Source organism: Lentzea terrae, from assembly GCF_003265345.1.
In the GTDB taxonomy this organism is placed as follows: domain Bacteria; phylum Actinomycetota; class Actinomycetes; order Mycobacteriales; family Pseudonocardiaceae; genus Lentzea; species Lentzea terrae.
The window spans coordinates 22,333-36,667 of the sequence record NZ_QFWW01000005.1 but is presented as its reverse complement, the minus strand read 5'-3'; the positions used below and the strand labels follow the sequence as shown (position 1 = coordinate 36,667).

The following is a 14,335-nucleotide window of genomic DNA, read 5'->3' as shown; positions in this document are numbered from 1 at the left end:
CCAGGCAACCCCCTACGGTCGTCGTTGCGTACTAAGCGGCGACCGAGGAGGGGGACTTGGACCGCGACCGCGAGTTCGGGGAGTTCGTCGACGCACGCGCTCTCGTCATGCGCCGCACGGCGTACCTGCTGTGCGGCGACTGGCACCGCGCCGAGGACATCGTCCAGACCGCGCTGATCAAGCTGTACGTGGCCTGGTCCCGCGTGCGCAAGGACAGCGTGGACGCCTACGCGCGCAAAGTGCTGGTGCGCACCGCCATCGACGAGTCCCGGCGCGGGTTCTTCCAGCGGGAACGCTCAGTCGACGTCGTGCCGGAACCCGCGGTGACCGACGACTCGGCGGACTTCGACCTGCGGCAGGCCCTGGACGCCCTGCCGCCGGGGCAACGCGCCGTCGTCGTGCTGCGGTACTGGGAGGACCTGAGCATCACCGAGACCGCCCGCATCCTCGGCAGGACGGAGGGCACGGTGAAGAGTCAGGCGGCGAAGGGTCTCGCCGCGTTGCGCGAACTGCTCGAGGACGAGCCGAAGCTGCGGATCTACCGCTCCGAGGTCATCCGCAAGGGCAAGACGAAGCTCGCGCGCAGGCGGACCGCCATCGCGACGGCGATGGCCTTCGTGGTGATGGCCGGCCTGGGCACGGCCGGTTACCTGGCACTCCCGCAGTCGGCCACCACCGGGTTTTCCTCCGTGGACTCCGGGGGTTCCAAGCCGAAACCGGCGGCCGACCGCAACGCCCAGCTCAGCGCTGTGCTCCGGGCCAACTACCAGCTGCCGCCGGGCATCACCGAGGAGGACGTTCCCGAGATCAACGCCAGCGCGTTCGGGTTCCGGGAACGTGACGGCAAGCGGTGGGCCGTCGCCCGGCTGAGGGACGCGCAGGGCGTCGGCGGTGTCACGATCTGGCTCGAACACACCGCGGACCGGGAGATCGGCACCTGCGAGGACAGCTTCGAGTTCGACCTCAAGGACTGCCGGGTCGAAGTGCGCAACGGGCTCAAGGTCCGCGCCGGGGCGTACCAGTCGGCACCCGGCTACGGCGACCGCGTCATCTGGATCGCCGAGACCGTCCAACCCAACGGCACCAAGGTCGTGGTCCGCACCGACAACATCGGCCGGTTCAGCCAGGAGCTGTGGGGCAAGGCCGATCAGAGCGGAGCACCGCAGCGGTCCGCGCCCCTGCTCGACCGCGAGGAGCTGATAAAGATCGCGACAACTCCGGGACTCAATCTCTAACCTGGAGGCATGAACGACGTGACCGTGACTCGGACGCTGGTGCTGCCGGCGTCCGAGTTGCGCGAACGTTTTTCCAGGTCAGGTGGGCCGGGCGGGCAGGGAGTGAACACCGCGGACAGCCGCGTGGAGCTCTCGTTCGACCTGGCTGCCTCGCCGTCGGTCCCCGAGCACCTCAAGCGCCGGATGCTCGACCGCCTGGCGGGCCGGCTGGTCGACGGCGTGCTCACGATCGCCGCCTCCGAGCACCGTGCGCAGCTGCAGAACCGCGCCGCCGCACGGGAACGGCTCGCCGCGATCCTCCGTGCCGCCGCCGCGCCACCGCCGCCGATGCGCAAGGCGACCAAGCCCACCAAGGGCTCGAAGGAACGCCGCATCGCCGGCAAGAAGCGCCGCGCGGAAACGAAGCGCGGCCGTTCAGGCTCCTGGGACTAGGGCGTAAATCCGTTCCGGACGACCGGTTCCGCCGTAGCGCAACCGAACCTCGGCGCGACCCGTGGAAACGAAGTGCTCCAGGTACCGCCGCGCACTCACCCGAGCCACCCCGGTCGACGACGCGCATTCCGTCGCCGACAGCCCGTCCGGATGCGACCGCAGCGCACCTTCCACCAGCCGTGCGGTCTCCGGCGTCAAACCCTTGGGCAGCAACGGTTTCGAAGTCGGCCGTGCCCCGAAGACCTGGTCAACGTCGGCCTGCCCGGCAGAACCCAGCCGGTGCAGCTTCTCGTGCAGCGACGCGAAGTGCGCGAGCTGGTCGCGCAGTGCCGAGTAGTCGAACGGCTTGATCAGGTAGTGCAGCACACCACCGCGCATCGCACTGCGCACGGTCTCGACGTCGGTCGCCGCCGTGATCACGATGACGTCCACGTTCTCGTTGGCACGCAACGACTTCAACACTTCCAGGCCGCTCTGGTCTGGCAGGTAGATGTCGAGCAGCACCAGGTCGGGTTTCAACGAAGCCACCTGCCGCAACGCATCCCCGCCGGTGTGTGCGACCCCGACCACCTCGAACCCCTCGGTGCGCGCGACGTAACCGCTGTGCACCTTGGCCACCATGAAGTCGTCGTCGACGACGAGCACCCGGATCACCAGGGCAGCCTTGCGGTGAAGACGGATCCCGACACGCTCACCGAACCTCCGCGCCGCAGGCACGCCCGTCTGATCAGCGCGAGCCCGATGCCGCGTTCGCCGTGCGAGGCAGCCTTGGTCGTGAACCCGTGCCGGAACACCTCTTCCGCCAGTTCCGGTGCCACTCCCGGACCGGAGTCGCGCACCACGACCTGGACCTCGTCGTCCAACTGCATCACACCCACCTCGATCCACTTGCCGGCTCCGTTGGCACTCAGCGAGCTCAGTGCATCCAACGCGTTGTCGACGAGATTTCCCAGCACCATCACCAGATCCGCGGACAAAGCTTCGTCGACGCGTCCCAACACGCTGTCCGGCTCCATGCGCAACGCCGTGCCGCGTTCGGCGGCCAGCGAGGCCTTGGCGATCAGCAGCGCGGCCACCGCCGGGTCGCCGATCCGCGAGCTGACCTCGGTCCGCCACTGGTCCTGCGCCGAGCTGATCTGGTGAATGTAGTTGCTGACCTCGTCGTACTCCTTCAGCGCGATCAGCCCGGCGATGGTGTGCAGCCGGTTCGCGAACTCGTGCGCCTGCGCCCGCAACGTGTCCGTGGCGTGCTGTGACGCGTCCAGTTCGTGTTGCAGCGCAAGGAGTTCCGTGCGATCTCGCAACGTCACGACCGCGCCGGCACCCTCGATCGGCATGCGGTTCAACGTGAGCACGACACCCTGCCGCAGCACCAGCTGGTCGACACCGGTCGCGCGCCCGGTGAGCACGTCGCGCAGCCGTTCGTTGAGCTCCAGCTCCTCGACCGACCGGCCGACCGCGTCCTCCGGCAACGCCAGCAGGTCGCTCGCGTGGTCGTTGACCAGCGTGATCCGGTTCTGCGCGTCGAGGCCGACGACGCCTTCCCTGATGCCGTGCAGCAACGCCTCGCGGTTCTCGACCAACGCGGTGATCTCGTGCGGCTCCAGCCCGAGGGTCTGGTTCTTCACCCGGCGGGCCAGCAGCAACGACCCGGTCACGCCGATGAGCAACGCGATCGCCAGGTAGCGCAGCGCGTCGACCGGCTCGGACAGCGCGCCCGCGAAGATCCCCGGTTCCTCCGCGCCCGCGATCACCATCCCGTTCACCTTGCGGCTGACCGGGTCGAACACCGGCACGTGCGCCTCGATCGAGTCGCGGACCGTGCCGGTCCAGGACCTGCCCTCGAGCGCGGTGGTCCTGGTGTCCAGAGTGGACCCGATCTGGGCAGGGTCCGGCGAGGCGATCACGAGCCGGCGGTCGTTGAGGATCAGCACGTACGAGGCACCGGACAGGCTGCGGGCCGTCTCGGCGGGCGCGGACAGCAGCCGCCAGTTGCCCATCTGCTCCTGGACCAGCGAGTTCGCCGCCACGGTCTCCGCGACGGACAGCATCCGGCGTTCCTCGTTCGAGCGGAAGTTGCTGCCCGTCTGGACGACCGTCAGCGCGCCGACCGCGAACAGTAGCAACGTGACGACTACGAGTTGCCACACTAGGAGCTGGCTGGCCAGGGAACGGCGGCGACGCATGAGACCTCCCGTGACCAGAAAGACCGAAAGAAACCTTAGAAGCGCAAGAGCGACATCAAGGTTTACACCAGAGCAACATGTCGAACCACGCGGATGAGAGGCGGGGATCACAGTGTCGGTGAAGGTGTGGGTGGCGGTGGCGACGGCGTTGCTCGCCGTCCTGCTGGTGCCACCGCTGCTGACGCCGGGTGCGGACAGCGGCGAGACCAGCCAGGTGCGGTCGTTGCGGGTGCTGGTGCCGAACCAGCCCGGCGGCGGGTACGACATCACGGCCCGCACCGCGGCGAAGGCCATGGAGGACGCTGACCTGCTGCGCAACGCCGAGGTGTTCAACCTCCCCGGCGCGGGTGGCACGGTCGGGCTCGGCCGCACGGTCGGTGAGCGCGGCAACGGCAAGCTGATCATGTCGATGGGTCTCGGCGTCGTGGGCGCGGTGTACACGAACAAGTCGCCGAACTCGCTGCTGGACACGACCCCGATCGCGAAGCTGATCGAGGAACCGGACATCGTCGTGGTGCCCAAGGACTCGCCGTACACGTCCATGCAACAACTTGTGGACGCGTGGAAGGCAAGCCCGGGAACCGTGCAGGTCGGCGGCGGCTCCGCGCCCGGCGGACCCGACCACCTGGCACCGATGCTGATCGCCAAGGCGGTCGGCCTCGCGCCCAAGGACGTTCGCTACGTCCCCTACGACGGCGGCGGAGAACTGCTCGCCTCGGTGCTCGGCGGCAAGATCGCGTTCGGTGTCTCCGGTGTCGGGGAGTACCGCGACCAGATCCAGGCCGGCACGTTGCGGGTGCTCGCGGTGACCAGCAAGGACCGCATCGCGGGCATCGACGCGCCGACGCTCAAGGAATCCGGTGTGGACGTCGAGTTCACGAACTGGCGCGGCATCGTGGCTCCTCCCGGCATCACCCAGACCGACCGCGACAAGCTGGTCGACCTGCTGCAGCGGATGCAGAAGACGCCGCAGTGGGCAGAGGCGTTGCAGCGCAACGGCTGGACCGACGCCTTCGCACCGGGAGACCAGTTCAAGACCTTCCTGGAAAACGAGAACAAGCGGGTGGCAACGGTGCTGAAGGACTTGGGGCTGGCATGACGACCGAGACTCCGGCGCAGTCGAAGTCCTGGCTGCGGGAACACTCTGAGCTGGGCATCTGCGCTCTGCTGGTGGTGCTCGGCGTGCTGGTGCTGACCGACGCGCTGCGCATCCCCACCGACTTCGCCCAGCGCGGCCCGGTCGGCCCGAAGGCGGTGCCGATCCTGGTCGGCTCGCTGCTGCTGGTCGTCGCCGTGCTGTTGGCCAGGGACGTGCTGCGCGGCGGCCGCGGCGAGGCGGAGGCCGGCGAGGACGTCGACCTGAACGCGCCGGCCGACTGGCGCACGGTGCTGCTGCTGTGCGGTGCGTTCCTCGCGAACGCCGCGCTGATCGGCGTGGTCGGGTTCCCGATCTCCGGCGCGATCCTGTTCTGGGGAGCGGCTTACGCGCTCGGCAGCCGCGCGTACGTGCGGGATCCGTTGCTCGCGGCCGGCCTGTCGATCCTGACGTTCGTGATCTTCAACAACCTGCTCGGCGTCCCGCTCCCCGGTGGCCCGTTGATGGAGGTGTTCTAGGTGGAGCAACTGCTCAACGGCTTTGCGACCGCGCTGACTCCGACACACCTGCTGCTCGCGGCGATCGGCGTGCTGCTGGGCACCGCGATCGGCGTGCTGCCGGGCATCGGTCCGGCGATGGCGGTGGCGCTGCTGCTGCCCGTCACCTACGGCATGGAGCCGACCGGCGCGTTCATCATGTTCGCGGGCATCTACTACGGCGGCATGTTCGGTGGCTCGACGACGTCGATCCTGCTGAACACACCGGGTGAGAGCGCGGCGGTCGTGGCCGCGTTCGAAGGCAATCCCATGGCCCGCAAGGGTCGTGGTGCGCAAGCGCTTGCCGCCGCTGCGATCGGCCACTTCACCGGCGGCATCATCGGCACGCTCCTGATCGTCCTGCTGGCACCGTTCGTGGCCAAGCACGCCGTCGACATCGGCGCGCCGGACCTGTTCGCGATCATGGTGCTGGCGTTCATCGCGGTGACCTCGGTGCTTGGCGCCTCGCGGATCCGCGGTGTCGCGTCGCTGCTCATCGGTCTGACCCTGGGCCTGGTCGGCCTCGACGAGATGACCGGTCAGCAGCGCCTGACGTTCGGCTCGCTGCACCTGGCCGACGGCATCGACATCGTCGTGGTCGCGGTGGCGCTGTTCGCGGTCGGCGAGGCCCTGTGGGTCGCCGCCCACCTGCGCCGCAAGCCGTTCGAGCCGATCCCGGTCGGCCGCCCGTGGCTGTCGCGCGCCGACCTCAAGCGCACCTGGAAGCCGTGGCTGCGCGGTCCGGCGATCGGGTTCCCGTTCGGCGCGATCCCGGCCGGCGGCGCGGAGATCCCGACCTTCCTGTCGTACGTGACGGAGAAGCGGCTGTCGAAGCACAAGGACGAGTTCGGCAAGGGTGCGATCGAGGGTGTGGCGGGACCGGAGTCGACGGCTTCAGCTTCTGCCGCGGGCACCCTGGTCACGATGCTGACGCTGGGCCTGCCCACCACGGCGGTCGCGGCCGTCATGCTCGCGGCGTTCCAGCAGTACGGCATCCAGCCCGGCCCGCTGCTGTTCCAGCGCGAGTCCGGCCTGGTGTGGGCGTTGATCGCGTCGCTGTTCATCGGCCTGACGCTGCTGCTGGTGCTCAACCTGCCGCTGGCACCGTTGTGGGCGAAGCTGCTGCGCATCCCGCGGCCGTACCTCTACGCGGGCATCCTGTTCTTCGCATCGGTCGGCGCCTACGCGGTGAACGCGGACATCTTCGACCTGCTGCTGATGTTCGTGATCGGCCTGCTGGGCTTCGGCATGCGCCGCTACGGCCTGCCGGTGCTGCCCGCGATCATCGGCGTGATCCTCGGCCCGGCCGCGGAACAGCAGATGCGCCGCTCGTTGCAGCTCTCCGACGGCTCGCTGACCGGCCTGGTCAACAGCCCGATGGCGATCATCGTGTACGTCGTGGTGCTGATCATCGTGTTCTTCCCGCTGATCAAGAAGTTCCTGCCGAAGCCGACTCCCCCCGCGGCTTCTGAGGTCGAACGCGAGAAGGTCGACGCCTGATCGCGTTCGTGCGAAAGCCCCCGCTCTCCCGGCGGGGGCTTTCTCATGCACTGCGCACGATCAGGATGGCGAAGGGTTTCTCGTTCCCCGGCTCGCTGACCGCCAGCTCGGTCTGCTCGCGCAGCGTCGCCCACAGTTCCATCACCCGCGCCACCTGCGGCTCTGGCAGTCCGCAGATCGACACGAACGTCCGCACCTGGTCCGGCTTGGTCGGCAGCTTCCCGCGCTTCAGCAACGAGTAGACCTGGCTGCGCGGCAACACCTGCCCTGCCCGGCGGTGGACCTCCGGCAGGGTCAGCCCGGACCGCGCGTGGATCAGCCGCAGCAGATCGATGAACTCGGCCGCCGTTGCCGCCCTCAGCTCCGCGGTCGTCGTCGCGATCAACGGCAACCCGGGCTCGGCGTCGATGCCGAGTTCCGCCTGGAGGATCACGTGCACCTCGCGGTAGGCCGCCAGAGCCTCAGCACGCCGCCCGGGCCGGGACAGTCCGAGCAGCAGCTGTGACCAGAGCCGGTTCAGGCGTTCGAGCGGGTCGCCCTCCGGGTAGGTCATCGCTCGTCGTCCTGCCAGATCACCGTCGTGGCGGGCGGCAGCGGGCCGAACCGCGCGCTGAACGGCCGGCTGCGGCTCAGCGTGGTGGTCACGGCCAGCACAGCGCCGGTCGTGGCGACGGCGACGACCGGCGAGTGCCCCTGCGCGAGCATCCAGCCGGTGAAGAGGAACGCGGTCACCGCCAGCAGGACGGTGCCGGTGGCGGAGCTGGAGCAACGCCGGCGCGGGTGCAAAGCCCCGTTGTAGGGGGTGGTGGTCATGCGAACTCCTGGAAGGGGGACGGACCAGCTGGTTTGCGGACAACGGAAAGCCGGATGTGGGGAAAGCGTCCGTGCGGGCAATTGGCGTTGCCGCGGGACCCGCGACATAACGGCTTCGGCACGATCCTGTCACTCACTCGGGTGATTGCCAACTGGAACGTCGTCCAGGTTTTTTCATGTCTCGTGCAACGGCGTCCAGCTGCGTCCAACGAAGTCCAACTGACCAGTTTTTGTCACCTTTTCCGGTGCCCCTGACCATGCTGTGGTCAATTGGTCGTATTGACCGCGTCCAATGGCGTCCAACAGTCTGGTCGGCGCTGGTGCGGACCGTTAGGGTTGCGAACGTGCCGGAATGCTATTCCGGTGGTGAGAAACCCCTGGCCGAGCTTTGGACCAGCTGAGCAGCGGGGTGCGGCCTCCTGTTGGCGCGGGAGGCCGTCACGCGCCGCCACTGCGCCAGCCACCCGTCGAGCGCCTCGGCAGGCTCCCCGCATCCGGTGAGGAACGCCCGGAGCTGGTCCTCCCGCTTCGGGAACCGCAAGGTGCACATGGCGTGGGCGCTGCTCTTCGGCAGCACGTGGGCGCCGGCGTGGTCCGACACCTGCTGGTAGGACAATCCTCTCGACAGGCGCAGCTGGTTCAGCGCGCAGACGAATTCGGCACATGTGGTGGCGCGGCATGCCGTCGCGAACGGACTGTCGTCCTCGCTGGGCGACATCGTGTTCGGTCCTCCTGCTGAGGCGTACATCTTCCTTTCCGGCGAAGACGGTAACGAACGGCTCGGCCCGCGCGAAGAAAGGAAGCGTTGTTCGACTGTGTGAACGCGGATCTTACCGCCGTGTCCAGCACCTTTGTCGAACCGCTGATCCGCGCGCCGATATTCCATGATCAGCGAACCGCTGAGAATTCCAGCAGGACAATCGTTCGCTTAGTTCATCGGACCAGATCAGCGAGCTGAACAAGGGAAGATTGGTTCGTACCAGATAGAAACGGCCGCCCTGTTCGCTGAATGCGGACAGGGCGGCCGTTGGGCTGAACGGATCAACCGTGCGTCGGGAAGCCCAGGTTCACGCCGTGCTGCTGCGGCCAACGCGCCGTGATCGCCTTGGCGCGCGTGTAGAACTTCACGCCCTCAGCGCCGTGCACGTGCGTGTCGCCGAACAGCGAGTCTTTCCAGCCACCGAACGAGTAGTAGGCCATCGGCACGGGGATCGGCACGTTGATGCCGACCATGCCGACGTGCACGCGTCGCTGGTACTCGCGCGCGGCCAGGCCGTCGCCGGTGTAGATGGCCGTGCCGTTGCCGTACTGGTTGGCGTTCACCAGTTCCACGGCGTCCTCGAACGTGTCGACGCGCACGACCGACAGCACCGGGCCGAAGATCTCGTCGGTGTAGATCGCCATGTCGCGCGTGACGTGGTCGAAGAGCGTTGGTGCGAGCCAGAAGCCGTTCTCGTGGCCCTCCGGGGCGTGGCCGCGGCCGTCGACGACCAGCGTCGCGCCGGCTGCCTCGCCCGCGTCCACGTAGGACTGCACCTTGTCCCGGTGCACGCCGGTCACCAGCGGGCCCATCTGGGCGTCCGGGTTCGTGCCGGGCAGCACGGACGGGTGCAGGTCGCGGGTCCGTGCGGCGATCTTCGACACGAGCTCGTCACCGGTCTCGCCGACGGCCACCACGACGGAGATCGCCATGCAGCGCTCGCCGGCCGAGCCGTAGCCGGCCGAAACCGCGGCGTCTGCGGCCACGTCGAGGTCGGCGTCCGGGAGCACGACCATGTGGTTCTTCGCGCCGCCCAACGCCTGCACGCGCTTGCCGGCCGCGGTGCCGCGCGAGTAGACGTGGCGAGCGATGGGCGTCGAGCCGACGAACGAGGCCGCGGCGACGTCCGGGTGGTCGAGCAGTGCGTTGACCGCGAAGGCGTCGCCCTGCAGGACGTTCAGCACGCCGTCGGGCAGCCCGGCCTCCTGGAACAGCTCGGCCAGCCGGACGGACGCGGACGGGTCGCGCTCGGAAGGCTTGAGCACGAACGTGTTCCCGGTCGCGATGGCGATGGGGAACATCCACATCGGCACCATGACGGGGAAGTTGAACGGCGTGATGCCCGCGACCACCCCGAGCGGCTGGCGCAGCGAGTACGCGTCGACCCCGCGCGAGACCTGCTCGGAGTGCTCGCCCTTCAGCAGTTGCGGGATGCCGCACGCGAACTCGACGACCTCCAGTCCGCGCTGCACCTCACCGGCGGCGTCGGACAGCACCTTGCCGTGCTCGGACGTGATGATCTCGGCGAGCTCGCTGCGCGCCTCGTGCAGCAGGTGGCGGTAGGCGAACAGGATCCGCGACCGCGTCGACAGCGACGACTCCGACCAGGACTGCGCAGCCTTCACCGCGGACGCCACCGCGAGGTCGACGTCGGCCTGCTCGGCCAGCACGACCTGCTTGGCGACCTCGCCGGTGGCGGGGTTGAAGACGTCGGACGTGCGGGACGACACCCCCGTCGTGCGGGCGCCGTCGATCCAGTGGGGGATGGTGGTGCTCAACGCGGTCCTCCTGGGGGAGCTGTCGTGTTGCGGACGACGAGAGAGGGATTGAGGAGATGGCGCACGGGTTCGGTGCGCTCTTCACGAACCCGTTGCAGGAGCGCCTCGGCAGCCAGTCGGCCGAACTCGGCACGGGGCTGGTCGATCGTGGTGAGCGAGACGTGGCGAAGCGCCGCCAGCGAAGTGTTGTCGTACCCCACAACGGAGACGTCGTGCGGCACCCGCAGTCCGGCGTCTTCCAACGCCGAGATCGCACCAACAGCGTTGAAGTCGTTGCAGGACAGGATGGCTGTGGGCAGAGCATCGGACTCGATCAGCGAACGGATCGCCCGTGCACCAGCCGCGTCGGTGTACTCGGACGACACGACTTGCGGCACGAGACCGTGCGCTTCCATGGCGGCGACGTAGCCGCGCCGACGAGGGCCGGCCTGCGTGCCTTCACCGCCGTCTAAATGCGCAATGCGCTTGTGCCCCAAGGAGACCAGGTGGTCGACCGCCAACCGGGCACCCTGCTCGCCGTCGTCGTTGATCGTGTCCACGGTGGACACCCGAGACGACCGGGCGACGAGCACGATCGGCAGCTGTTCGGCGGCTTTCCCGATGGCTGTCGCCGGAACGACAGGTGACAACAGGATCAGCCCGGCCGGGCGGAAGGACAGCAGCGACTCCAGCGCACGGCGTTCACGGGCAGGCGAGCGGCCACCGGTGTTGATGATGACGTCGAAGCCCTGCTCGCGCGCGACCTCGTCGATGCCGTCCACGACCTCCGCGAAGAACGCGTTGTGCAGGTCGGACACCATCACGCCGAGCACGGTCGACGTGCGTGACGCCAACGAACGCGCCATCGCGTGCGGCGAGTACCCCAGTTCCTCCGCGGCCTTCAGCACAGCCGTGCGTCGCGCCTCGCTCACCTTGGGTGAGTTGCGCATCACGAGTGACACCAGTGCGCGGGACACGCCCGCACGCAGAGCCACGTCCTCCATCGTCGGTCTGACCACCGGTAACCACCTCCCCTCACGTCACGGGCGGGAAACACACCCTTGACACCCGTGTGACGGAAGCTACAGCATTAGAGCGCTCCAACCAATAGAGCGCTCTAACACATCTCTGCGATGAACAGGGGAAACCTGCGATGCGGATCGGAGTAGCGGGTGTCGGCAGGATCGGCACCATGCATGCGACCAACCTCGCCGCACTGGATCGAGTCGACGAGGTGCTTCTCTTCGACCCGGTGCCGGGAAGGGCAGCGCAGGCGTCGGCTGAGCTCGCCGGGACCAAGGCGGTGGACGACCTCGACACGTTGCTCGGCAACGTCGACGGCGTCCTGCTCGCCACCCCGACGAACACCCACCCCGAGATGTTGCGCGCGGCGATCGCCAAGGGTGTCCCCACGCTGTGCGAGAAGCCGATCGCGAGCGACCTCGCCGAGATGACCGCGCTGGTCGAGGACGTCGAGAAGTCCGGTGTCGAGGTACTGGTGGGCTTCCAGCGCCGCTTCGACCCGGCCATCTACGAGCTCAACCGCCGGATCCGCGCGGGCGAGGTCGGTGACATCTACCTGGTCAGGGCCGTCGGCAACGACGCGAACCCGCCGGACTTCTCCTACCTGCCGGCGTCCGGCGGCATCTTCCGCGACCTGCTGATCCACGACCTCGACTGCGTGCCGTGGCTGGTCGGCGAGCCCGTCGTCGAGGTCTACGCGAGCGGCTCGGTCCTGGTGCACCAAGCGTTTGCGGACGCCGACGACGTGGACAACGCGGTCGTCATGCTGAAGTTCGCCGGCGGCGCGCACGCCACGCTGGCCGGTGGCCGGCACGACCCGGTCGGCTACGACCACCGCATCGAGGTGCTCGGCAGCAAGGACTCGCTGGTCGCCGGTGTCGACCCGCGCACCCCGCTGAACTCGCTGGAGCCCGGCGGTCACGTGGCCGGACCGGATGCCTACCCCGGTTTCCCGGAGCGCTTCCACCGCGCGTACGTCAACGAGATGAACCTGTTCACGCAGGTCATCAAGGGCGAAGTCGCGAACCCGTCACCGGCGCGGGAGAGTTTGATCAGCCTCCGCCTGGCCGAAGCGTGTGAGCAGTCGCGTCGCAGCGGCGCACCTGTGAAGATCGAGGGGAACTGATGGCCAAGATCGCTGGAGCACCCATCTCCTGGGGCGTGTGCGAGGTGCCGGGCTGGGGCAACGTCCTGCCCGCCACGACGGTGCTCAACGAGATGAACGAGCTCGGCCTCGCGGCCACCGAACTCGGTCCGCCCGACTACCTGCCGGCCGACCCGAGGGCGTTGAAGGCGCTGCTCACCGAGTTCGAGCTCACGCTCGTCGGCGGGTTCCTCGCGGTCACGCTGCACACCGACGTCCAGTCCACTCTGGACGAAGCCGATCGGGTGGCCGCGATCCTCAAGGCCGGTGGCGCCGAGGTGCTCGTGCTCGCCGCCGCAACGGGTCTCGACGGCTACGACGAACGACCGCAGCTCACCGACGACGAGTGGAACACCCTCGTCGACACCTGCGCGAAGATCCGCGAGATCGCCGCAACGCACGGCTTGCAGACCGTGCTGCACCCGCACGTGGGCACCCACGTCGAGCGGGAGGCGGAGGTCGACCGGTTCCTCGCGGACTCCGATCTCCAGCTCTGCCTGGACACCGGCCACCTGCTCATCGGTGGCACGGACCCGGTCGAGCTGGCGCGCCGCTACCCGGACCGCATCGGTCACGTGCACCTCAAGGACGTGCGTGACGAGATCGCGGCGAAGGTGCGCAGCGGCGAGCTCAGTTACACCGATGCCGTGGAACAGGGCATCTACGTGCCGCTCGGGGACGGCGACGTGGACGTGGAAGCGCTGGTGCAGCTCGTTCAAGAGGCGGGCTACACCGGATGGTTCGTGCTTGAGCAGGACACGCGGCTCAAGGACGGAAGTCCAGTGGACAAGCCACTGAAGGACACCGCGCGCAGCCTCGCGCACCTCGGAAAGATCCTCTGAAGGGACTGGAGACGATGAAGTCTCGCTTGGTCATCCGTGCGGGCGTTGCTCTCGCCGGTGTTGCTCTACTCGCCGCATGCAGCGGTCCCACTGGTACGAACAACCAGAGCACGCAGAACAACAGCGCACCGACCTCCGGTGACCTGAAGGTCGCGGTGATCACGCACGGCACCGCGGGCGACGCCTTCTGGAGCGTCGTGAAGGTCGGCGCGGAGGACGCGGGCAAGCAGCTCGGCGTCGGCGTCACCTACAACTCCGATGGCGACCCCGGCGCCCAGGCCAAGCTGATCGACAACGCCGTGTCGCAGAAGGTCGGCGGCATCGTGGTGTCGATGGCGAACCCGGACGCGCTGAAGACGTCCATCGAGAACGCGGTGAAGGCCGGCATCCCGGTCATCACGATCAACTCCGGCAGCGCGAAGAGCGCGCAGTTCGGTGCCATGGCGCACGTCGGCCAGGAAGAGTCGATCGCAGGCGAGGAAGCCGGCAAGAAGCTGAAGGCGGCCGGCAAGACCAAGCTGCTGTGCGTGATCCACGAGGCCGGCAACACGGGCCTCAACCAGCGCTGCGACGGTGCCCGCAGCGGTTTCGGCGGTGCGGTGGAGAACCTCCAGGTCGACATCAGCAACCCGACCGACATCGAGTCCCGCATCAAGGCCAAGCTGCAGTCCGACACCGCTGTTGACGGCGTGCTCGCGCTGAACCCGCAGGTCGCCGTGAACGCGGCGTCCGCCATCAAGGGTGCGAGCTCGAAGGCGCAGGTCGCGACGTTCGACCTGAACGCCGACGTGGTCGCCTCGATCAAGGCGGGCGACGTGCTGTTCGCCGTCGACCAGCAGCAGTACGAGCAGGGCTACCTGCCGATCGTGATGCTGAAGCTCTTCAAGGACAACGCCAACACCCTCGGCGGTGGCAAGCCCGTCCTCACCGGTCCCGGCTTCGTCGACAAGTCCAATGTGGACAAGGTCGCGGAGTACGCCAAGGCCGGCAAGCGCTAAGGAGTGAGCGGAG

General features: G+C 68.2%; 15 protein-coding genes. 8 read left to right on the top strand and 7 right to left on the bottom strand.

Annotation, left to right across the window (positions count from 1 at the left end):
- Positions 1–56: 56 nt before the first annotated feature.
- Together DI276_RS53245 and arfB are read left to right on the top strand one after the other, a co-directional pair.
- Positions 57–1,235 (top strand): SigE family RNA polymerase sigma factor, encoded by a 1,179-nt coding sequence (locus DI276_RS53245; RefSeq protein WP_198680525.1) that lies wholly within the window; start codon positions 57–59, stop codon positions 1,233–1,235.
- Positions 1,236–1,244: 9 nt separating this feature from the next.
- On the top strand, positions 1,245–1,667 hold the full coding sequence (gene arfB, locus DI276_RS08885; RefSeq protein ID WP_112262811.1) for an alternative ribosome rescue aminoacyl-tRNA hydrolase ArfB: 423 nt from the start codon (positions 1,245–1,247) through the stop codon (positions 1,665–1,667).
- Here arfB and DI276_RS08880 read toward each other — a convergent pair.
- Complete coding sequence (locus DI276_RS08880) at positions 1,650–2,321, bottom strand: response regulator (RefSeq protein ID WP_112262810.1); 672 nt, start codon at positions 2,319–2,321, stop codon at positions 1,650–1,652. The two genes, arfB and DI276_RS08880, sit on opposite strands and share 18 nt — an antisense overlap.
- Positions 2,318–3,853 (bottom strand): sensor histidine kinase, encoded by a 1,536-nt coding sequence (locus DI276_RS08875; RefSeq protein WP_112262809.1) that lies wholly within the window; start codon positions 3,851–3,853, stop codon positions 2,318–2,320. Before DI276_RS08875 ends, DI276_RS08880 begins: the two co-directional genes overlap by 4 nt.
- Positions 3,854–3,983: 130 nt before the next feature.
- Between DI276_RS08875 and DI276_RS08870 the strand changes: the two genes are divergently transcribed.
- The 3 genes from DI276_RS08870 to DI276_RS08860 are packed head-to-tail and all read left to right on the top strand — an operon-like array spanning position 3,984 to position 6,985.
- Complete coding sequence (locus DI276_RS08870; protein ID WP_112262831.1) at positions 3,984–4,952, top strand: Bug family tripartite tricarboxylate transporter substrate binding protein; 969 nt, start codon at positions 3,984–3,986, stop codon at positions 4,950–4,952.
- Positions 4,949–5,467 (top strand): tripartite tricarboxylate transporter TctB family protein, encoded by a 519-nt coding sequence (locus DI276_RS08865; RefSeq protein WP_112262808.1) that lies wholly within the window; start codon positions 4,949–4,951, stop codon positions 5,465–5,467. The genes DI276_RS08870 and DI276_RS08865 overlap by 4 nt, the downstream gene beginning before the upstream one ends.
- Positions 5,468–6,985: a tripartite tricarboxylate transporter permease gene (locus tag DI276_RS08860; RefSeq protein ID WP_112262807.1), complete on the top strand. Its 1,518-nt coding sequence runs from the start codon at positions 5,468–5,470 to the stop codon at positions 6,983–6,985.
- Positions 6,986–7,028: 43 nt separating this feature from the next.
- Here DI276_RS08860 and DI276_RS08855 read toward each other — a convergent pair whose 3' ends face one another.
- The 5 genes from DI276_RS08855 to DI276_RS08835 all read right to left on the bottom strand — a co-directional run bounded on the left by DI276_RS08855 (position 7,029) and on the right by DI276_RS08835 (position 11,334).
- Positions 7,029–7,538 (bottom strand): BTAD domain-containing putative transcriptional regulator, encoded by a 510-nt coding sequence (locus DI276_RS08855; protein WP_112262806.1) that lies wholly within the window; start codon positions 7,536–7,538, stop codon positions 7,029–7,031.
- Positions 7,535–7,798 (bottom strand): hypothetical protein, encoded by a 264-nt coding sequence (locus DI276_RS08850; protein WP_112262805.1) that lies wholly within the window; start codon positions 7,796–7,798, stop codon positions 7,535–7,537. Before DI276_RS08850 ends, DI276_RS08855 begins: the two co-directional genes overlap by 4 nt.
- Before the next feature lie 355 nt (positions 7,799–8,153).
- A complete protein-coding gene (locus DI276_RS08845; protein WP_112262804.1) occupies positions 8,154–8,516 on the bottom strand; it encodes a hypothetical protein in 363 nt (120 codons plus the stop codon).
- Positions 8,517–8,839: 323 nt separating this feature from the next.
- On the bottom strand, positions 8,840–10,336 hold the full coding sequence (locus DI276_RS08840; protein ID WP_112262803.1) for a CoA-acylating methylmalonate-semialdehyde dehydrogenase: 1,497 nt from the start codon (positions 10,334–10,336) through the stop codon (positions 8,840–8,842).
- Positions 10,333–11,334, bottom strand: coding sequence for a LacI family DNA-binding transcriptional regulator (locus tag DI276_RS08835; RefSeq protein ID WP_112262802.1), 1,002 nt, complete (start codon positions 11,332–11,334; stop codon positions 10,333–10,335). Before DI276_RS08835 ends, DI276_RS08840 begins: the two co-directional genes overlap by 4 nt.
- A gap of 134 nt (positions 11,335–11,468) precedes the next feature.
- Here DI276_RS08835 and DI276_RS08830 point away from each other — a divergent pair, with 134 nt between their 5' ends.
- From DI276_RS08830 to DI276_RS08820, 3 genes are read left to right on the top strand one after another with little or no spacing between them, the layout of a single operon-like run.
- Positions 11,469–12,464, top strand: coding sequence for a Gfo/Idh/MocA family protein (locus tag DI276_RS08830; protein WP_112262801.1), 996 nt, complete (start codon positions 11,469–11,471; stop codon positions 12,462–12,464).
- Positions 12,464–13,324 carry a TIM barrel protein gene (locus DI276_RS08825; RefSeq protein ID WP_112262800.1) on the top strand — a complete coding sequence of 287 codons (861 nt, stop codon included), beginning with the start codon at positions 12,464–12,466 and terminating at the stop codon, positions 13,322–13,324. The genes DI276_RS08830 and DI276_RS08825 overlap by 1 nt, the downstream gene beginning before the upstream one ends.
- A gap of 14 nt (positions 13,325–13,338) precedes the next feature.
- Positions 13,339–14,322 carry a sugar ABC transporter substrate-binding protein gene (locus DI276_RS08820; RefSeq protein WP_112262799.1) on the top strand — a complete coding sequence of 328 codons (984 nt, stop codon included), beginning with the start codon at positions 13,339–13,341 and terminating at the stop codon, positions 14,320–14,322.
- Positions 14,323–14,335: the final 13 nt, after the last annotated feature.